This window comes from Limimaricola soesokkakensis (assembly GCF_900172345.1).
GTDB classification, from domain to species: domain Bacteria; phylum Pseudomonadota; class Alphaproteobacteria; order Rhodobacterales; family Rhodobacteraceae; genus Limimaricola; species Limimaricola soesokkakensis.
Genome location: NZ_FWFY01000009.1, coordinates 70823 through 90732 on the forward strand (window position 1 = coordinate 70823; position 19910 = coordinate 90732).

Below are 19910 nucleotides of genomic sequence, written 5' to 3' on the forward strand. Positions count from 1 at the left end.
CCGGTGACAAGGCGACGACGCCCTGCCCTATCGGGGCGGCATGATGCACGGGCAACGGCAAAACGCCAGCCCGTCCCGGCGATGCTCCGCCTATCGCGCGGCCCGCGCCCTGAGACGCCCGACGATGCCGGTCGGGAAGAAATAGACCGAGAGGATGAACAGCACCCCGAGCCACAACAGCCAGCGATCCGGGTCAAGGAGCCGCGACAGGATCGGCAGCGCCTCGGTCGCACCGGCGGCCAGCGCCATGAGGTTCTGCAGGTAAGATTGCGCCAGCACCATCAGCGTCGCCCCGAGCGCCGCGCCCCAGATCGTGCCCATGCCACCGATCACCACCATCAAGAGGATGTCGAGCATGATCTCGAAGCTCAGCGTCGTGCCAGGGCCGACATAGCGTAGCCAGATCGCCCAGAGGCTGCCCGCCAGCGCCGCGAAGCCCGCCGAGAGGCAGGTCGCGGTGACGCGGTAGCGCACCACGCGGTAGCCGATCGCCTCGGCGCGAAAATCGTTCTCGCGGATCGCCTGCAGCACCCGACCGAAGGGGGAGTTGACGATCCTCAGCATCAGCAGGAACAGCACCAGCGAGATCGCGAAGACGACGTAGTAGTTCAGGATCTTGCCGGTGATGGTGACGCCCGCGATCTCCCGATCGAGCCGCATCGCGGGACCGAGCGCGCGGGGGATCTGGTAGACCAGCCCGTCCTCGCCCCCGGTGACCGCGCTGAGTTGGCTCGCCAGCACGGTGACCGCCGAGGCCACGGCCAAGGTGATCATCGCGAAAAAGATCGCCCGCACGCGCAGCGAGAACAGCCCGATCACGAGGGCCAGCGCCACCGCCGCGGCAAGCCCTGCCAGCGTGCCCACGCCCAGCGCTGTGAAACCGCGCCCCATATGGGTCGAGGCCAGCGCCACGCCGTAGGCGCCGAGCCCGAAGAACATTGTGTGCGCGAAGCTGACGATGCCGGTATAGCCCAAGAGCAGATCGTAGCTCGCCGCGAGCACGACGAAGATGCAGATCCGCGCTGCCGTCTCCAGTGCGCGGACGCCCGGAAACAGGAACGGCGCGAAGGCCAGCGCCAGCCCGATCACGATCAGGATCAGCGCGAGGATGGTGGAACGGGGCCCGTCGCCCGAGAACAGTCGGATCATTTCGCCCTCACCACCGGCAGCATGCCTTCGGGCCGCCACATCAGGATCGCCGTCATCAGGCCGATATTCGACACCAGCGCCAGCTTGGGTGCGAGGAAGGCGACGTAGTTCTGCAACAGCCCGACCAACAGCGCGCCGATGAAGGCGCCCTCGACCGAGCCCAGACCTCCGATGATCACCACGACGAAGACGAGGATCATCATCTCCTCGCCCATGCCGGCGGTGATTACCTCTTGGTACAGCCCCCACATCACCCCGCCCAAGCCAGCCAGCGCCGAGCCCGCGACGAAGGTGCCCACGAAGACCAACCGCAGCCGGTAGCCCAGCGCCTCGACCATCTCGCCATTCTGCACGCCGGCGCGCACGATTAGGCCGATCTTGGTGCGCCGCAGCACCATTCGCATCGCGACGAACAGCACCAGCCCCACGACGACCGCAAGCAGCCGGTAGGTCTCGACCGCGGCCCCCGCGAAGAGCGTCACGCCCTTGAGCATCTCGGGGCGCGTCAGGAATATCTCGTCAGGCCCCCAGACCACGTGGATCATCTGCTCGATCACGATCAGCCCGCCGACGGTGACGAGGATCTGCCGCAGATGCGCTCCGTAGACGGGGCGCACCAGCACCCGCTCGAACCCCCAGCCCAGCGCGCCGGTCACGGCCATCGCGGCGATCACGGCCGCCAGCACCGCGCCGATGTTGAGCGCAAGGGAGGCGGCGCCGGTCCAGTCGCCCAAGCCCGCCAGCACCGAGATGCCGACGAAGGCGCCGACCGAGATGAAGGCCCCATGGCCGAAATTGATCACATCCATCAGCCCGAAGACCAGGGTCAGCCCGGAGGCCATGACGAAGATCATCATGCCCATGGCCAGCCCCGAGACGGTCAGCGTCAGCCATGTCGGCCATGTGCCGATCAGCGCCAGCCCGACCAGCGCCAGCACCGGCAGCAGCAGGAACGGCGCCGATTTCGCCAGCTTGTCGCGGGCCGACAGCGCCGCGAATGTGGGTCGATGCGCCGGAGCGCCCTCGCTCTGCACGCTCATACGCCCTCCACGCTCAGCCCGAGAAGCCTCGATTGCAGCTTGGCATCCGTGGCCAGCTCGGCCATCGCGCCGGTCCAGACGATGCGGCCGCCCTCCATCACCGCGGCACGGTCGCCCAAGGCCCGCGCCACCGCGAAGTTCTGTTCGACCAGCAGGATCGACGCGCCCTCGCGTTTCAATTCGCGCAGCGCCGCGGCCATGGTCGAGACGATTGCCGGGGCCAGCCCCTTGGTCGGTTCGTCGATCAGGTAAAGCCGGCGCTCCTCGGCCATGGCGCGGGCGATCGACAGCATCTGCTTTTGCCCGCCCGACAGCGTGCCCGCCGGTGCGCGCCAGAACGTGGCAAGCGGCGGGAAGGCCGCGAAGATCCGGTCGCGGCGCTTGGGCGAAAGCGGACCGGACGCGGCGGCCAGCGTCATGTTCTCTTCGACCGTCAGGTCCGAGAAGATTCCCATGTCCTCCGGCACGAAGCCGAGGCCCATCCGGGCGATGGCGGGCGTGGGCATCCTCGTGATGTCCTGCCCGTCGAACAGGATCCGCCCCGATTTCGCGCGCCAATGACCGATCACGCTGCGCAGCGTCGTGGTCTTGCCGACGCCATTGCGACCCAGAAGCATCGTCACCTGTCCGCGCGGCATCTCAAGATCGACGCCCGACAGGATGTGGTAGCGGCCGATATCGGTCTCGATCCCTTCGAGCTTCAGGATCGGCTCAGACATCCTCCAGCTCCCGTCCCATATAGGCTTCCTGCACCACCGCCGAGGCCATCACCGCCTCTGGGGGGCCGTCGGCGGCGAGCGCGCCGTTGTGCAGCACGATGATCCGGTCCGCGAGGCTGCGGATCACGTCCATCTTGTGCTCGACCAGCAGGATGGTGCGGTCGGTCCGCGCCTTGAGTCCGGCGATCAGGTCGAGCACCACCGGCGCCTCGTCGAGCGACATGCCGGCGGTGGGCTCGTCGAACATGTAGACCAGTGGGTCGAGCGCGATCAGCAGCGCCACCTCCAGCTTGCGCTGGTTACCGTGGCTCAACTCCGAGACCGGCTGTTCCGCCAGCGCCTCCAGTCGCAGGCGCGCCAGGAGTTCCTCGGCCTCGCGCGTCACCTCGCGGTCCGAGCCCGCCAGCCGCAACAGCGAGAATCCGCGCCCGCGCCGCGCCTGCACCACCAGCCGCAGGTTCTCCAGCACGGAGAGGCCGGGAAACAGGTTAGTCAGCTGGAACGCGCGACCGAGCCCGAGACGACAGCGCTCCGACACGTTCAACAGGGTGATGTCACGTCCAGCCAGCCGTACCCGGCCGGCACTGGCGGCGATCTGACCAGAGATCAGGTTGAAATAGGTGGTCTTGCCGGCGCCGTTCGGCCCGACGATGGCGGTGAGCTCGCCCGCCCGAAAGCCGCAACTCACCGCATCCACGGCGACATGGCCGCCGAAACGCACGGTCAGATCCTCGGTTTCCAGAAGCATCGCGGTCATAGTCTCGCCTTCGGATGGGAGCCGGGCCCCAAGGCCCGGCCCGATACCTCAGTTGCGGATCGGGATTTCCATGTCCTCGATGCCAAGCTCGCGCACGAGCACCGGGACGCCGTAATCCTTTCCGTCCTGCACCTCGGTGCGGAAGTGATACATGGATTGCAGCGCCTGATGATCCTCGGGGCGGAAGCGCATCATGCCCTTGGGCGTCTCCCACTCCATGCCTTCCATCGTGGCGATCAGGTCCTCGGTCTCGGTCGAGCCTGCCTTCTCGATCGCCTCGACGATGGCGATGCCCGCGGCCATGCCGCCCGCTGTGAAGAAGTCGGGCGGCGTATCGAAGCGGGCCATGTGCTCCTCCACCAGCCAGTCATTCACCGGGTTGTCGGGGATCTCGTAGTAGTAATAGGTCGCGCCCTCGAGACCGGGCAGCTCCTTGTAGGCGGTGAGCGCCGCGAGGATGTTGCCGCCGGTGGCAATCTCGATGCCGTGGCGCGACGGATCCATGGCGTTGATCTTGCCCATCGGGTTGCCGCCGCCGGCCCAGATGATGAACAGCTTCTTTTCGCCTTCGACCCCCTCCATCGCCGCGAAGATACGCTCTGCGGCAGCAGTGAAGTCGGTGGTGTCGGTGGGCACGTATTCCTCGTGCGCTATGCTGGCGCCGGTATCCTCCAGCGCCTCGCGGAACGCCGCCACGCCGTCGCGACCAAAGGCGTAATCCTGCGCCAGCGTCGCGATGGTGACGCCCTCGCCGCCCAGCGCCACGGCGTTCGAAATCGCGTCTTGGCTGGAGTTGCGCCCCGTGCGGAACACGTAGCGGTTCCAGTCCGAGCCGGTGATCGAATCCGCCACCGCCGGCTCGACGATCAGGATCTTCTCGTATTCGGCGGCTACCGGCAGCATGGCGAGCGCGACGCCGGAACTGACCGGCCCGACGGCGATGTCGGCACCGTCATCGCCATAGGCCTCGGCGAGGACGGCGCGACCGATATCGGGCTTGGACTGGGTGTCCTTCTCGATCACGACGATCTTCTCGCCGTTCACCTCCATGCTGCCCTCGGTCGCGTATTCGAGACCGAGCATCAGCCCCTCATGCGATTGCGCGGCATAGGCCTCGAGCGGACCCGTCTTGCCGTAGACATGCGCGATGGTGATGTCGGCGGATGCAGGCATGGCGCAGCCCAACAGGACGGCCGCGGCCGTGAGCACTCGTGTCATCCCGGGTCTCCTCCCCCTTCGGAACGGGGCCCTCCTCAAGGCCCGTCATGTAGGGGGAGGTTAGGCGCGGCCGTCGTCACCGGTCAAGCGAGACGACGGCCAAGCCACTGCATTGCCCGGAATTTCACCTCTTGCGTGCGGACTTTCGCGCCGATGTCAGCGCCCCGACCAGTGCCGTTGCGCCAAGCCCGATCGTCGCGGCGGCTGCGGCCGTGCGCCAATGCGGCGGCAGCGGGCGGTAGAGATCGGCGATGCGCGCCAGCGCCGCGACCGGCGGCGCGGCCTTCCACAGATCGGCCTCGGCGCGCTTGCCCGAACGCTGCGTGACCTCGCGCATCACGCCGATCCCGGCGGCCATCGGCTTGAGCCTCGCCGTGCTTTCGCGCTTGCGGGGCGTCCGCCCCTTGGACACGGCCTCGAGCGCCTCGCCCAGAGACTCGTCGTCACCGGCCCAGAGGCCACGATAGACGATGGTCCCTTCGCGGTCGGTGAGCCAGACGGCGTTCGGCTTCTCGTCGAGTTGCTTGTGCAAGGTGCCCTGCGTGTCGTCCACCGCCAGGGCCCAGGGCAGGCTGTCGCGCTCCTTCAGGATGCGGGCGTTGCGGATCTTGGTGTCCATGTCGTGCGGCTGATCGAAACGCTCGCCCGGATGCGCTTCGCGCACGTGCAGCATCACGAAGACGATCTGGCCGCCATAGCGGCGATGCAGACGCTTCAGCGCCGGGTTCGACGCCGCCGTCATCGGGCAGGTGTAGGAACCGGTCACCAGCAGCATCGGCTTGTTACCGGTGATCGCGTGGCTGCGGATGCGGCCGCCGGTGGCGGCAGGCAGGTCGAAGACCGGCAGCCGGTCGCCCGGCCCCGGCGTACCGGGCCGGAAGGCTATGTCCTTGTTCAAGGTGCTGGCCTGGACGTGGTCGTAGACGTAATCGCTGGTCGAGGTCATGGGTCGTCTCCCCGTCTGGTGTGTCATTGGTCGCCGAGACAACCCGCGAAAGCCTCAGCTGTTCGATTTCTCCTGCGTCTCTCGTGTACGCGCCTTCAGCGCCCGATTGAGATCGATCACCGCGCCGATCATTCCGGCATGGGCGAAAGACTGCGGAATGTTGCCCAGCATCTCCCCCGATCGCGGATCGGCCTCTTCCGACAGCAGGCCCAGATCGTTGCCCTGCGCGATCCCCGCCTCGATGATGGCATGCGCCCGGTCCAGATCACCGCGCATCACCCAGTACTGCGCGACCCAGAAGCCCGCCGCGACGAAGACCCCCTCCTCGGTGCCGTCGGCGCATTCGAGGCGGCGATGATAGAGCAGCCCGTCGGGGCTCCAGTCACGCTCCAGCGCCTCGATGGTGGCGAGCATCTCGGGCGTGTCGGCGGCGCAGTAGTCCCAGACCGGGAACAGCGCGGCGGTCACGTCGACCTCGTCCGAGCCCGGATACACGGCATAGGCACCCACGGACGTCAGGCCGTTTCGCGCGACCCAGTCGCGGATCTCGCCGGCCGCCTTTCGCCAGCGCGCGGCCTCGGCTTCGCTGCCGTAATCGGCCGCCGATTCCAGCGCGCAGGCGGCGACCACCTTGCCCGAGACATAGGGCTTCGGCGGGGTTTCCTCCCAGATGCCGTGATCGGGCTCGTGCCAGTTCCGGCTCAGGAAATCGCAGATGTCCGCGACCACGTCCCAATGCGCGCGGCCTTGCGAGGACCCTTCGCGGTAGAGCAGCTTCGCGGCCAGAACCACGTTGGCATAGGCATCGAGTTGAAGCTGATCGGCGGCACCATTGCCGATCCGCACCGGCCGAGAGCCGCGCCAACCCTCGAACGGCAATTCGGTCTCGGGCGGCGCGGTCTCGCAGTCGAGATCGGTGAACACCGCCATCGGGTAGTTCTCGGAGGTGCCGCTGCAGCGACAGATGAACTTCAGATACTGTTCGCCCTCGCTGTCCTTGCGGCACAGTCGCAAGAGTGCCGAGACGATCATGCCCGCGTCGCGCAGCCAGACATAGCGGTAGTCCCAGTTACGGCCGCCCCCGGCGATCTCCGGTAGCGAGGTGGTGACCGCGGCGGTGGTGGCACCGCTTTCCTCGTGGGTGCACAGCCGGATCGCGCGCAGCGACCGCTGAAGGTCGTCGGCGAATACGCCCTCGTAGTTCACCGCTTCGTCCAATCCCTCCCAATGGCCGAGCGTATGGCCGCGCCAGTTATCGAGCGTGGCGCGGTTGGGCCTCGAAATCGGCGCGTCCGAGAGGATCATCCACCCGGCCTCGCCCTTCGGCAGGTCCATCACCACCGTGCCATCCGAGATGCGCAGCGGGTGCGAGCCGTACAGCCGCATGCCCTCGATAATGGCGCAGTCGCCTTCAACGGACAGCGTCGCGGTCCGACGCGCGTAGTCCGGGCGCGGATCGAGCGTGACCCTGACCGGCGCAGGGGCCGTGCCGAACTCGCGCACCAGCACGCCGATCGGCGCCTGCGGCCCGGAGGTCATCCAGTCGAGCACGACCAGATTGCCCTCGGGGCCTGTGAGATGTGTCTCCAGCATGCCGCTGCCGTCGAGATATCGGCGCGGCCCCGGTGCAGCGCCTTCCATGTCGATGCGCCATTCGCCGCCCTCGGGGTCGAGCAGCCCCGCGAAGAGGCTCGGCCCGTCGAAACGGCAGGGACAGTACCAAAGGATGCGGCCCATCCGGTCGAGCACGGCGGCGGTGCGGCGGTCGCCGATCACGCCGAGATTGCGGATCGGCACCGTGTTGGAGGCCACGATCTCGGGCGACGACTGGCGGCGGGATCGGATCATGCGGCTCTCCTTCAGCGGTCCAACCGGGGACGGAACAGCACGGTTCCGCCGCGCGACGGCCGGTCGCGGCCCTGCAACGCCCTGTCGCGCCATGCCCTCGGAACCCCCACGAACCCGGCACGTTTTGCCGCTGGCAAGACGAGGGACCATTCACATGCAGACCGCCAATCCGAAGCCGGCCGATCTGGCCGATGATGCGCAGGCGCTGTTCCGCGCCACCCGGGCCCGCTCGCGCGAGCTGGTGGCCGATCTCGCGCCCGAGGATATGGTGATGCAGTCGATGGAGGATGCCTCGCCCACCAAGTGGCACCTCGCCCATACCTCGTGGTTCTTCGAACAGTTCATCTTGCGCGAACGGGTCCCGGGATACGCCTCACCGGACGACCGCTTCGCCTTCCTGTTCAATTCCTACTACGTGCAGGCCGGCCCGCGCCACGCCCGGTCGCAGCGCGGGTTGATCACCCGCCCGACCGTGGCCGAGGTGATGGCGTACCGCGCCCATGTCGAAGCGGCGATGGAGCGACTACTCGACGAAGGCGACCCGGAGGTGGCCGAACTGGCCACATTGGGCTGCCATCACGAAATGCAGCATCAGGAGCTCCTGCTCACCGACCTTCTGCACGCGCTGTCCTTCAATCCGCTGATGCCCGCGATCAGGCCGCCCGAACCGCGCGCACTTTCCGATGACCAGCCTCTCGACTGGATCAATTTCGACGGCGGCATCCGCGAAATCGGCCATGCGGGACCCGGTTTCGCCTATGACTGCGAAGGGCCGCGCCATGAGGTGCTGCTGCGCCCCTATGCGCTGGCCAGCCGGCCGGCGACGAATGCCGACTGGATCGCCTTCATCGAAGATGGCGGTTACGCCGATGCGCGTCATTGGCTGATGGAAGGCTTCGCCAAGGCGCAGGCCGAAGGCTGGGACGCGCCGCTCTACTGGTGGAAACAGGATGACGAGTGGTGGAGCTTTACCGCGCGCGGCCCTCAGCCCGTCAATCCCCACGCGCCGGTGGTGCATGTGAGCTTCTACGAGGCCGAGGCCTTCGCGCGCTGGGCCGGCGCGCGGCTACCGAGCGAGGCCGAGTGGGAGGTCGCGGCACAGGGCTCGGAGATCGCGGGCAACTTCATGGATGAAGGGGCGCTCCGACCGTTGCCGGGCCAGGCCGGTGCGGGGCTGCAGCAGATGCATGGCGATGTCTGGGAATGGACCCGTAGCAGCTTCGATCCCTATCCGGGCTTTCGCCCTCCGGAAGGCGCGATCGGCGAATACAACGGCAAGTTCATGGTGAACCAATACGTGCTGCGCGGCGGTTCCTGCGCTACCCCGAGGGCGCAGATGCGTCACAGCTACCGCAACTTCTTCCACCCCGACCGGCGCTGGCAGATGAGCGGGCTGAGGCTCGCAAAGGACGGCTAGAGCGGCACGTCGGTGGTGTTCTTGATCTCGCGCAGCGTCACGCTGGTGGAGATCGAGAGCACATGTGGCAGCTGCACCAGCGCGTTCTTCACCGTGCTCTCGTAATGCCGGATCGAACGGGCCAGCACCCGCAGCAGATAGTCATGATCGCCCGAGACGGTGTAGCACTGCACCACCTCGGCAATGCGCACCACGGCGGCCTCGAATTCTTCGAGATGCGCGCGCGAATGACCGTTCATTCGCACCGCGCAGAACACCGTGATGTCGAAGCCTGCCGCTACGGGGTCGATGATGTGGCGTCGCTCCTCGATCACCCCGGCCTCGCGCATCCGGGTCAGCCTGCGCCAGCACGGCGTATGCGACAGCCCGAGCCGTTCGCCGACCTCGCGCAGGGTCAGGTCGGGCTCCGCCTGCAACAGCCGCAGCAGTCGACGGTCGGTCTCGTCCAGTGTGATCCCGCTCTCGCCCATGGCACCCCATCCCCGGCGGCGATCCTCGGCCCCGGGGATGGCGGCGTCAATGGGCCGCGCGCTCATGACCAGCGCGCCGGGCGCTTCTCGAGAAAGGCCGCGATCCCCTCCTCCGCCTCCGGGCTCTCCCAAGCTTCGACCAGCCGGTCGATGGTGGCCTCGATGACGACTTCATCGATGCGGGGGCCGAGGCTGCGCGCCAGCGCCTTGGCCCGCGCCGCGGCACCACGCGCGATCTTCAAATAGGGTGCGATCTCGGCCTCGATGGCCGTGTCGAGATCGGCAAGCGGCACCGCGCGGGTCGCGATGCCGAGCCTCACCGCCTCATCGGCTCCGAAGAGCCGCGCCGACATGAAGACCTGCCGCGCCCGCCCCTCGCCCATCCGCGCCAGCACGTAGGGCGAGATCGTCGCCGGGATGATGCCGAGCTTGGTCTCGGTGAAGCCAAAGCGCGTGCCCGCCTCGGCCACCACGACGTCGCAGATGCAGGCGAGCCCGACGCCGCCGCCATAGGCGCCGCCATGGACCCGCCCGATAAGCGGGCTGGACATGGTGTTGAGCGCGTCCAGCATGCCCGCCAGACGCCGTGCCTCGGCGCGGCGCCCCTCGCTGTCGGCGCGGATCTGGGCCTGCATCCAGGTCAGGTCGCCGCCGGCGCAGAACACCTCGCCCGCGCCCCGCAGCACCACGGCGCGCGCCTCGGCTCCCTCGGCCCCCGCCAGCGCCGTCAGCTCATCCATCATCCGCGCCGAAAGCGCGTTGCGGCGCTCGGGCGCGTTCAGCGTCACGGTCAGGACGCCGCGATCATCCGTGTCGAGCTTCAGCGTCTCGTAACTCATGCGCGCAGCTCCTTGGCGAAACCCGCCGTCTCGGCCAGCCGTTTGCGATCGAGCCCGGTCTCGAAGCCGCGCTCTTCCAGCATCGATGCGAGCCCTTCGGTCGCGACGTTGCCGGCCGCGCCGGGCGCGAAGGGACAGCCGCCAAGGCCGCCGATGCTCGCGTCGAACACCCGCAGCCCCCGCTCGAGGCAGACCGCCACGTTGTCGAGCGCGCGGCCCGAGGTGTCGTGGAAATGCCCGGCGAGCTTGTCGGCGGGCACGCGGGCCAGCACCGCGTCGAGCATCGCGCCGGTGTCCTCCGGCAGCGCTCGGCCCAGGGTTTCGCCCAAGGAAATCTCGTAGCACCCCATATCCATGAGCCGCGCTGCCACCTCGGCCACGGCGTCCGGCGCGACCTGGCCATCATAGGGGCAATGGGTGACGCAGGAGACATAGCCGCGCACCGGCAGGCCGGCGTCTTGCGCAGCCGCTAGGACAGGCGCGAAGCGCTCCATGCTCTCGGCGATCGAGCAGCCGATATTGGCTTGGCTGAAGCCTTCGGAGGCGGAGGCGAAGACCGCGACCTCCTCGGCCTTCGCCTCTCGCGCCGCCTCGAAGCCGCGCAAATTCGGCGTCAGCGCTGCATACCTGACCTGCGGCTTGCGCCGAATTCCGGCGAGGACCTCCGCCGCATCCGCCATCTGCGGCACGCGCTTCGGGTTGACGAAGCTGGTCACCTCGATCCGCGCGAAGCCACAGGCTGAAAGCCGGTCGACCAGCGCGATCTTGTCGGCGGCGGGAATGATCCGCGCTTCGTTCTGCAACCCGTCGCGCGGGCCGACCTCGACGATCTCGACGCGCTCACTCATCCTGCGGCTCCAGCGTCAGCAGCAGGTCGCCATCCGATACCTGCGATCCCTCGCTTGCGAGCACCTCGGCCACCACGCCGTCGCGCGGCGCGGTGAGCGTGTGCTCCATCTTCATCGCCTCGAGAATGGCCAGCGGCTGGCCTTTTTCCACCGCCTGTCCGGCCTCGGCGCGCATCCGCTTCACCAGCCCCGGCATCGGTGCCGCGATGGCGTCGCCCCCGGTCCCCGCCGCATCGGCCACGGCGAGCGGATCGGGAATGGCAAAGGTAAAGGCCCGGCCCGCATCCCAGACCGTGACTCGGTTACCGTGCCGTACCGCCTCGGCACGGAAGCGCCGTCCCGACACGGTCACTTCCAACCCGCGCGTGTCACGTGAAACGCCGATCTGCGTGCCCGCCCGATGCCAATGCCCCGGGCCGTCGCGCCTGAGCGCCACCTCCAGCGGCTCGCCCTCATGCTCCAGCACGACATGTACCTCGGAGGCGCCCCAGTGCCGGAAGCCCCGGAGCCGGTCCCACGGTCCGTCGCCCTCGGGCGGATGATCGAGCCCGGCGGCGGCAAGCGCCGCCAGCACCGGCACGTGCTCCGGCATTTCCGCCTTGGCAGTCAGCGTGTCGAGATCGCGACCGATCAGACCGGTATCGACCTCCCCGGCCGCGAAACCCTCGTGGCGCAACAGCCGCGCAAGAAAACCGAGATTGGTCACCGTTCCGCCGACCTGCGTGGCTTCGAGCGCCGCCACGAGCCGCGACAGCGCCTCGGCCCGCGTCGCGCCATGGGCGATGACCTTGGCGATCATCGGGTCGTAGTGCGGGGTGATCGCGTCTCCCTCGGTCACGCCCGCATCCACCCGCAGCGCACCGCGCTCGAAGCATGCGGCCTCGGGGAAACGCAACCGCTCCAGCCGTCCGGTGGCGGGGAGGAAACCGCGCTCGGCATCCTCGGCATAAAGCCGCGCCTCGACCGCGTGACCGTCGATCCGAAGCTCTTCCTGCCTCAGCGGCAGGGTCTCGCCCCGCGCCACCCGGATCTGCCACTCGACGAGGTCGAGACCGGTGATCGCCTCGGTCACCGGATGCTCGACCTGGAGCCGCGTGTTCATCTCCATGAACCAGAATCCGTCCTCGCGCAGCCCCTCGGAGCCGTCGGCGATGAACTCGATCGTGCCCGCGCCCACGTAACCGATGGCGCGGGCCGCCTCGACCGCGGCCGCGCCCATCGCGGCGCGCACATGCTCGGGCATGCCCGGTGCGGGAGATTCCTCGATCACCTTTTGATGGCGGCGTTGCAGCGAACAGTCGCGCTCGAACAGATGCACGACATTGCCATGGCTGTCGGCAAAAACCTGGATCTCAACGTGGCGCGGCGAGGTCACGTATTTCTCGACCAGCACGGCGGCGTCGCCAAAGCTGGCCTTGCCCTCGGCCTGCGCGCCCTCCAGCGCGTCGGCGAAATCCTCGGCCCGCTCGACGAGCCGCATCCCCTTGCCGCCGCCGCCCGCGCGCGCCTTGATCAGCACCGGGTAGCCGATGCGCTCGGCTTCGGCCGCCAGCATCGCGGCGTCCTGCCCCTCGCCGTGATAACCCGGCACCACCGGCACGCCGGCCTCTTCCATCCGCGCCTTCGCGGCGTCCTTGAGGCCCATGGCGCGGATCGCGCTGGCGGGCGGGCCGACGAAGACCAGGCCAGCCGCCTCGACCGCCTCGACGAAGTCGGGGTTCTCGGACAGGAAACCGTAGCCCGGATGGATCGCCCCCGCACCGGTTCGCTTCGCGGCGTCGATGAAGGCCTCCGCCCTGAGATAGCTCTCGCCCACGGGCGCCGGGCCGATCCGCACCGCCTCGTCGGCGAGCCTGACATGCACCGCCTCGGCATCGGCATCGGAATGCACGGCGACGGTCTTCAGCCCCATCCGGCGCGCGGTCGTGATGACACGTGCGGCGATCTCGCCGCGGTTCGCGATCAGGATCTTGTCGAACATCAGGCGAAATCCTCCACCAGCCGGAATCTCTCGCAGACCAGCACCATCTCCGGGTCCCAGCCCCCGTTGCGCTCGAAGTAGCGACGGTGATCCGCCTGCCAGCCTTCCAGCGTCTCATTCTCGCCCTCGGCCAGAGCGAAATCGGCATCGACATCGCAAAAGCGCCGCTGCGTGACTTCCACCGTCTCGATCATCAGCGCCGGCCGGCTGTCCCAGTTCAGCGCCACGTCGCGGCGCCCGACCTTCGGCATCGGCTCGCCCGCCTCGAAGTCGCGCAGCGCGCCACAGGTCGCGGTCTTGGCGCCCGAGCGAACCAGCGCGATCAGCTCGGCGCATAATTCCGGCCCATCCCCGAAGCGGAAGCTTTCGAGATCCGGGTGCCGGGCCTTCAATTCGTCGATCGTCACCATGCCGGCCTCACATCCTGAAGACGCCGAAGCGCGTGTCGGGGATCGGCGCGTTCAGCGCGGCCGAGAGCGACAGCGCCAGCACCTCGCGGGTCTTGCGCGGATCAACGATGCCATCGTCCCAGAGCCGGGCCGAAGCGAATAGCGGATGCGCCTGTTCCTCGAACCGCTCGCGCAGCGGCTGCTTGAACGCCCATTCCTCCTCTTCGGTCCAGGGCTTGCCCTGCCGCTCCAGCGCCTCGCCGCGCACCTGTGCCATGACGCCCGCCGCCTGCTCGCCGCCCATCACGCCGATCCGGCTCGCGGGCCACGTCCACAGGAAGCGGGGCGAATAGGCGCGCCCGCACATGCCGTAATTGCCCGCACCGTAGGAGCCGCCGACGATCATCGTCACCTTGGGCACCTCGGTCGAGGCTACCGCCGTCACCAGCTTGGCGCCGTCCTTTGCAATACCGCCCGCCTCGTATTTGCGGCCCACCATGAAGCCGGTGATGTTCTGCAGGAACACCAGCGGGATGCGACGCTGCGAGCAGAGCTCGACGAAATGCGCGCCCTTAAGCGCGGCCTCGGAGAACAGCACGCCGTTATTGGCGATGATCCCCACCGGCATGCCCATGATGTGGCCGAAGCCGGTCACCAGCGTTTCGCCGTAGCGCGGCTTGAACTCGTCGAGCCGCGAGCCGTCGAGCACCCGGGCCAGCAGCTCGCGGATGTCGTAGGGCTTGCGTGGATCGGCGGGCACGACACCAAGGATCTCGTCGGGGTCGTGGAGCGGCTCCTCGACGGGCTGCATCACCACGGTCTCGGGCTTGCGGCGGTTCAGCCCCGCCACCGCCTGCCGTGCCAGCGCCAAGGCATGCGCGTCGTTGTCGGCAAGATAGTCCGCCACACCCGAAAGCCGGGTATGCACGTCGCCGCCGCCGAGATCCTCGGCCGTCACGACCTCGCCCGTCGCGGCCTTCACAAGTGGCGGCCCGGCGAGGAAGATGGTGCCCTGCTCCTTCACGATGATCGTGACGTCCGACATCGCCGGCACATAGGCGCCGCCCGCCGTGCAGGACCCCATCACCACGGCGATCTGCGCGATGCCCTTGGCGCTCATCCGGGCCTGGTTGTAGAAGATCCGGCCGAAATGATCGCGGTCGGGAAAGACCTCGTCCTGGTTGGGCAGGTTCGCGCCACCGGAATCGACGAGGTAGACGCAAGGCAGGTGGTTCGCCTCAGCGATCTCCTGCGCCCGCAAATGCTTCTTCACGGTCATCGGGTAATAGGTGCCGCCCTTCACGGTGGCGTCGTTGCACAGCACCATGACCTCCTGCCCCTCGATGCGACCGATGCCGGCGATCATGCCGGCCCCGGGCGCCGCGCCGTCATAGAGGCCATGCGCCGCCGTGGCACCGACCTCCAGAAACGGGCTGCCCGGGTCGAGCAGACGGGTGACACGGTCGCGCGGCAGGAGCTTGCCGCGCGAGAGATGCCGCTCGCGCGCCTTCGCGCCGCCGCCCGCGCGTGCGGCCTCGACGGCCTCGCGCACGGTTTCCATCGCGGCACGCTGCGCGGCCTCGTTCTCGCGAAAGCTCTCCGAGGAGGGCGACAGCGATGAGCGCAGCACCCCCATCAGCGCACCTTGGCCATCAGCTCGCGCCCGATCAGCATGCGGCGGATCTCGGAGGTGCCCGCGCCGATTTCCATCAGCTTGGCGTCGCGGAAAATCCGGCTTACCGCGCTTTCGTTCATGAAGCCGGTGCCGCCCATCGCCTGCACCGCTTGATGCGCGACCACCATCGCCTCCTCGGAGGCGTAGAGCACGCAGGCGGCGGCATCGGCGCGGGTGACCCTGCCCGCGTCGCAGGCACGCGCCACGGCATAGACATAGGCCCGCGCCGAGCCGAGCTTGGTGTAGATGTCGGCCACCTTGCCCTGCATCAACTGGAAATCCCCAATCGGTTTGCCGAATTGCTTGCGCTCGGCGAGGTAGGGCATGATTTCGTCGAGGCAGGCCGCCATGATGCCGGTGCCGATGCCCGACAGAACCACGCGCTCGTAGTCGAGCCCCGACATCAGCACCTTCACGCCACCGCCGACCTGGCCCAGCACGTTCTCGTCGGGCACCTCGACATTCTCGAACACCAGCTCGGCGGTGTTCGAGCCGCGCATCCCGAGCTTGTCGAAATGCTCGGAGGTCGAGAAGCCCGCCATGCCACGCTCGATGATGAAGGCGGTGATCCCCTTGGAGCCGGCCTCCGGGTCGGTCTTGGCATAGACGACCAGCGTTTCGGCATCGGGGCCGTTGGTGATCCAGTACTTGGTGCCGTTGAGCCGATAGCCGCCATCGATGCGATCGGCGCGCAGGCTCATCGACACCACGTCGGAGCCCGCCCCGGCCTCGGACATCGCCAGCGCACCGACATGTTCGCCCGAGACCAGCTTGGGCAGGTATTTCGCCTTCTGCACATCGTTGCCGTTGAGCACGATCTGGTTGACGCAGAGGTTCGAATGCGCGCCGTAGCTGAGCGCCACGCTGGCCGAGGCCCGCGCGATCTCCTCGACCGCGATGACATGAGCGAGATAGCCCATGCCTGCGCCGCCATATTGCTCGGGCACGGTGATGCCCAGAAGGCCCAGATCGCCCATCTCGCGCCAGAGGTCGGCGGGGAACAGGTTGGACTTGTCGATCTCGGCGGCGCGCGGCTTCAGCCGCTCCTGCGCCCAGCGATGCACCGTCTCGCGCAGCGCCTCGCCATCCTCGCCCAGATCGAACTTCATCGCGTGATCGAACATCGCACTCTCCCTATTCCGCCGCCACCTGGTGCGGCGTGTCGTTCTTGATCGCGGCGCGGAGCGCGTCGCGGATCGGCGCCGCCTGCTCCATCGCCGCCAGCTTCACCGGCCCGAAGCCGCGGATCTGGTCGGGCAGTTCCAGAAGCTTGAGGATCTCGGCGTCGTGCCCCTGCCCCAGCCGCTCCAGCGCGAGGTCCATGTCCGCCTCAAAGGCGTCGATCAGCGCCCGTTCGCGCTTACGCTCCTCGGTGCGGCCAAAGACGTCGAGCGCGGTGCCGCGCAGCCGTTTGCCCTGCGCCAGCAGGCCGAATGCCTTGAGGATCCACGGGCCGAACTCGCGCTTCTTCGGGCGGCCTTCGGCATCCGTGCCCGGCAGCCCCGGCGGCGCGAGGTTGAAGGCGATCCTGTAGTCGCCGTCGAACTGCTTCTTGAGATTCTCCGCGAACTCGGGCCGCGTGAACAGCCGTGCCACCTCGTATTCGTCCTTGTAGGACAGAAGCTTGGCATAGTTCTGCGCGACCGCGCGGGTGATCTTGTCGGCCTGCGAGTGGCCTTCCACCGCCGTACGGACCTGCGCCACCCGGTCGGTGTAACGCCGGGCGAGCTTTGCATCCTGATAGGCGGTCAGGTGACCGGTGCGGTGCGCCACGAGCTGGTCGAGCGTCATCTGGGCCTGCGGCAGATGCGGCGGCTCGTCGGTTTCGCCCATCTCGCGGATCACCCGCTCGGGCTCTGCCGCCATGACGCGGCCCCAGTCGAAGGCGTCGAGATTCGACTGCACCGCCACGCCGTTGAGACGCACGGCCTCGGCAATCGCCTCGCGGCCCACCGGGATGAAGCCCTGCTGCCAGGCATAGCCCAGCATCATGATGTTCACCGCAATCTCGTCGCCGCAAAGCTCGCGCGCGACATGCGCGAAATCGTGGAAATGCTCCGACGAGCGCACCGTCTTTTCCACCGCCCGCATGACGCCCGCCGAGCGGAAGTCGAAATCGCGCTGACGCACGAAGTCCGAGGTGGGCGAGAGCTTGGTGCTCATCACCGCATGGGTACGGCTCGCGTCGCACAGGGTGACGCCGTCCTTCGAGGCCGCCACGACGCTGTCGGCGGCGAGCAGCAGGTCGGCGGTACCGGTCGCGATGCGCGGCGCCGTCGCGGGCCGCTCATGCGTCGAGATGCGGATATGGCTCAGCACCGCCCCGCCCTTCTGCGCAAGACCGGCCATGTCGAGGATCATCGGCGACAGACCCTCCATATGCGCCGCGACGCCCAAGAGAGCGCCGATGGTCAGCACGCCGGTGCCGCCAACGCCGGTGACGGCGATGTTCCACGGCCGGGTGATCTCGGGCAGCTTCGGTTCGGGCAGGCCCGAAACGTCGGGGCCTTCGGCGGCCGGGCGCTTGTGCGGCTTGGCACCGCGCAGCGTCACGAAGCTCGGGCAGAAGCCCTTGAGGCAGGAAAAATCCTTGTTGCAAGCCGACTGGTTGATCTGGCGCTTACGGCCCAGCTCGGTCTCCAGCGGCTCAACCGCTATGCAGTTCGACTGTACCGAGCAATCGCCGCACCCTTCGCAGACAGCCGGGTCGATATGCACGCGCATGTCAGGGTCCTCGGCCTTGCCGCGCTTGCGGCGGCGGCGCAGCTCGGCGGCGCAGGTCTGGACATAGACCATGACGGTGACGCCCTCGATCTCGCGCAGCTCGCGCATCACCGCATCGACATCGTCGCGATGGCGGATCTCGGTGCCGGGCGCGAGATCGACACGGTCGTAATTCTCGGGATGATCCGAGAGCAGCACGATCTTCGCTACGCTCTCGTGGTGCACCTGATGCGTCACCTGCTCGGGCGAGAGCGGCCCATCGACCTTCTGGCCGCCGGTCATCGCGACGGCGTCGTTGTAGAGGATCTTGTAGGTGATGTTGGCCTTCGCCGCGACCGACTGGCGGATCGCGAGATGGCCGGAATGAAAGAAGGTGCCGTCGCCGAGGTTCACGAAGCGATGCTTTTCCTCGGTGAACCGGCCGATCGAGGTCCATGGCACGCCCTCGGCGCCCATATGGGTGAAGGTCTCGGTATTCCGGTCCATCCACTGCACCATGTAGTGGCAGCCGATGCCGGCCATCGCCTTGGAGCCTTCGGGCACCTTGGTCGAGGTGTTGTGCGGGCAGCCGGGGCAGTAATGCGGCAGCCGGGTGATCGGCGCCTCATGCGCCTGTCCCCGGGCATGACCCGCTTCAAGACGGCGTAGCTCGGCCTCGATCCGGTCGTGCAAGCCTTCAGGCAGATCGATGTGCAGCAACCGATCGGCGATAGCGCGCCCGACGGAGCCGACGGTGAGGCCTTGGGAGAGCGACAGGAAGGGGCGGTCCTTCTCGTCATGCTTGCCGATGATCCGCGGCCGCACGTCGGCGCGCCAGTTGAAGAGTTGCTGCTTGATCTGGTTCTCGATGATCTCGCGGCGCTCCTCGACGATCAGCACCTCGTCGAGCCCCTCGGAGAAGTGGCGGATGCCCTCGGGCTCCAGCGGCCAAGGCATGCGCACCTTGTAGAGGCGCAGGCCGATCGCCTTCCACTCCTCCGGCCCGAGCCCCATCTCGGCCAGCGCTTGGCGCACATCCTCGTAGGCCTTGCCCGAGGCGACGATGCCGAAGCGGGCGTTCGGCGTGTCGATCGTCACCTGGTCGACGCGGTTGGCGCGAGCGAAGGCCAGCGCCGCGAAGCCCTTGTATTCTTGCAGCCGCTCGTCCTGTACCAGCGGCGGATCGGGCCAGCGCAGGTTGAGCCCGCCTTTGGGCATCTCGAAATCTGTGGGCAGCAGGAACTGCCGCCGCTCCTGTGCGAGATCGACGACAGTCGAGGTTTCGACCGTTTCGGAGATCACCTTGTAGCCGACCCAGCAGCCCGAATAGCGCGACATGGCGATGCCAAGGAGGCCCAGCTCGAGAAACTCGTGCACGGAGCTGGGATACAGCATCGGCATCAACGCCGAGATGAAGGCGTGGTCCGATTGGTGCGGGATCGAGGACGACTTGCAGGTGTGGTCGTCGCCGGCGAAGGCCAGCACGCCGCCATGCGCCGAGGTACCTGCCGCGTTGGCATGCTTGAGGACGTCGCCCGAGCGGTCGACGCCCGGCCCCTTGCCGTACCACAGGCCCAGAAGACCGTCCTTCTTCGCGCCTTCGGACAGGCCAAGCTGCTGGCTGCCCCAGACGGCGGTGGCGGCGAGATCCTCGTTGACCCCAGGCTGGAAGACGATGTCGAGCGGGTCGAGATGCTTGCGCGCGGCCATCAGCTGCTGGTCGTAGCCGCCTAGTGGCGAGCCGCGATATCCCGAGATGAACGTGCCGGTATTGAGCCCGGCGACGCGGTCGCGCCGCATCTGGGTCATCGGCAGGCGCACCAGCGCCTGAATTCCGGTCAGGAAGACATGACCTGTCTCCGCTGTGTACTTGTCGTCGAGCGACATCTGCATCGTCATGCGCCCCTCCCC

The 19910-nt window shown here is 67.8% G+C and carries 16 protein-coding genes; 1 reads left to right on the top strand and 15 read right to left on the bottom strand.

Annotated features, from left to right (window positions below; all coding sequences use genetic code 11):
- Nucleotides 1–90: 90 nt before the first annotated feature.
- From LOS8367_RS13900 to LOS8367_RS13930, 7 genes are all read right to left on the bottom strand, one after another.
- Nucleotides 91–1149, bottom strand: a complete 1059-nt coding sequence (locus tag LOS8367_RS13900; protein ID WP_085897128.1) for a branched-chain amino acid ABC transporter permease — start codon at nt 1147–1149, stop codon at nt 91–93.
- Entirely contained in the window at nt 1146–2189 is a 1044-nt protein-coding gene (locus LOS8367_RS13905) for a branched-chain amino acid ABC transporter permease (protein ID WP_085897129.1), read from the bottom strand. The genes LOS8367_RS13900 and LOS8367_RS13905 overlap by 4 nt, the downstream gene beginning before the upstream one ends.
- A complete protein-coding gene (locus LOS8367_RS13910) occupies nt 2186–2908 on the bottom strand; it encodes an ABC transporter ATP-binding protein (RefSeq protein ID WP_085897130.1) in 723 nt (240 codons plus the stop codon). Before LOS8367_RS13910 ends, LOS8367_RS13905 begins: the two co-directional genes overlap by 4 nt.
- A complete protein-coding gene (locus LOS8367_RS13915; RefSeq protein ID WP_085897131.1) occupies nt 2901–3665 on the bottom strand; it encodes an ABC transporter ATP-binding protein in 765 nt (254 codons plus the stop codon). Before LOS8367_RS13915 ends, LOS8367_RS13910 begins: the two co-directional genes overlap by 8 nt.
- Nucleotides 3666–3713: 48 nt before the next feature.
- Entirely contained in the window at nt 3714–4883 is a 1170-nt protein-coding gene (locus LOS8367_RS13920) for a substrate-binding domain-containing protein (protein ID WP_085897132.1), read from the bottom strand.
- Between the two features lie 124 nt (nt 4884–5007).
- The gene (locus LOS8367_RS13925) at nt 5008–5829 is read right to left on the bottom strand and encodes a TlpA family protein disulfide reductase (RefSeq protein WP_165761474.1); all 822 of its coding nucleotides are present in this window, start codon (nt 5827–5829) and stop codon (nt 5008–5010) included.
- A 54-nt stretch (nt 5830–5883) separates the two neighbouring features.
- The gene (locus tag LOS8367_RS13930) at nt 5884–7677 is read right to left on the bottom strand and encodes a glycoside hydrolase family 15 protein (protein WP_085897134.1); all 1794 of its coding nucleotides are present in this window, start codon (nt 7675–7677) and stop codon (nt 5884–5886) included.
- Between the two features lie 154 nt (nt 7678–7831).
- Between LOS8367_RS13930 and egtB the strand changes: the two genes are divergently transcribed.
- Complete coding sequence (gene egtB, locus LOS8367_RS13935) at nt 7832–9094, top strand: ergothioneine biosynthesis protein EgtB (protein WP_085897135.1); 1263 nt, start codon at nt 7832–7834, stop codon at nt 9092–9094.
- Here the strand turns inward: egtB and LOS8367_RS13940 are convergent.
- Genes LOS8367_RS13940 through LOS8367_RS13975 form a run of 8 tightly spaced genes read right to left on the bottom strand, consistent with a single transcriptional unit; the run spans nt 9091 to nt 19898 of the window.
- The gene (locus LOS8367_RS13940) at nt 9091–9630 is read right to left on the bottom strand and encodes an Lrp/AsnC family transcriptional regulator (protein ID WP_242665601.1); all 540 of its coding nucleotides are present in this window, start codon (nt 9628–9630) and stop codon (nt 9091–9093) included. The two genes, egtB and LOS8367_RS13940, sit on opposite strands and share 4 nt — an antisense overlap.
- On the bottom strand, nt 9627–10403 hold the full coding sequence (locus LOS8367_RS13945; protein WP_085897137.1) for a crotonase/enoyl-CoA hydratase family protein: 777 nt from the start codon (nt 10401–10403) through the stop codon (nt 9627–9629). Before LOS8367_RS13945 ends, LOS8367_RS13940 begins: the two co-directional genes overlap by 4 nt.
- Nucleotides 10400–11251: a hydroxymethylglutaryl-CoA lyase gene (locus tag LOS8367_RS13950; protein WP_085897138.1), complete on the bottom strand. Its 852-nt coding sequence runs from the start codon at nt 11249–11251 to the stop codon at nt 10400–10402. Before LOS8367_RS13950 ends, LOS8367_RS13945 begins: the two co-directional genes overlap by 4 nt.
- Nucleotides 11244–13232 (bottom strand): acetyl-CoA carboxylase biotin carboxylase subunit, encoded by a 1989-nt coding sequence (locus LOS8367_RS13955; protein WP_085897139.1) that lies wholly within the window; start codon nt 13230–13232, stop codon nt 11244–11246. The genes LOS8367_RS13950 and LOS8367_RS13955 overlap by 8 nt, the downstream gene beginning before the upstream one ends.
- Nucleotides 13232–13642: an ASCH domain-containing protein gene (locus LOS8367_RS13960; RefSeq protein WP_085897140.1), complete on the bottom strand. Its 411-nt coding sequence runs from the start codon at nt 13640–13642 to the stop codon at nt 13232–13234. Before LOS8367_RS13960 ends, LOS8367_RS13955 begins: the two co-directional genes overlap by 1 nt.
- Before the next feature lie 7 nt (nt 13643–13649).
- Nucleotides 13650–15257: a carboxyl transferase domain-containing protein gene (locus tag LOS8367_RS13965; protein WP_085897141.1), complete on the bottom strand. Its 1608-nt coding sequence runs from the start codon at nt 15255–15257 to the stop codon at nt 13650–13652.
- On the bottom strand, nt 15257–16420 hold the full coding sequence (locus LOS8367_RS13970; RefSeq protein WP_085897142.1) for an isovaleryl-CoA dehydrogenase: 1164 nt from the start codon (nt 16418–16420) through the stop codon (nt 15257–15259). The genes LOS8367_RS13965 and LOS8367_RS13970 overlap by 1 nt, the downstream gene beginning before the upstream one ends.
- Before the next feature lie 10 nt (nt 16421–16430).
- Nucleotides 16431–19898 (bottom strand): indolepyruvate ferredoxin oxidoreductase family protein, encoded by a 3468-nt coding sequence (locus LOS8367_RS13975; RefSeq protein WP_085897143.1) that lies wholly within the window; start codon nt 19896–19898, stop codon nt 16431–16433.
- Nucleotides 19899–19910 lie beyond the last annotated feature (12 nt).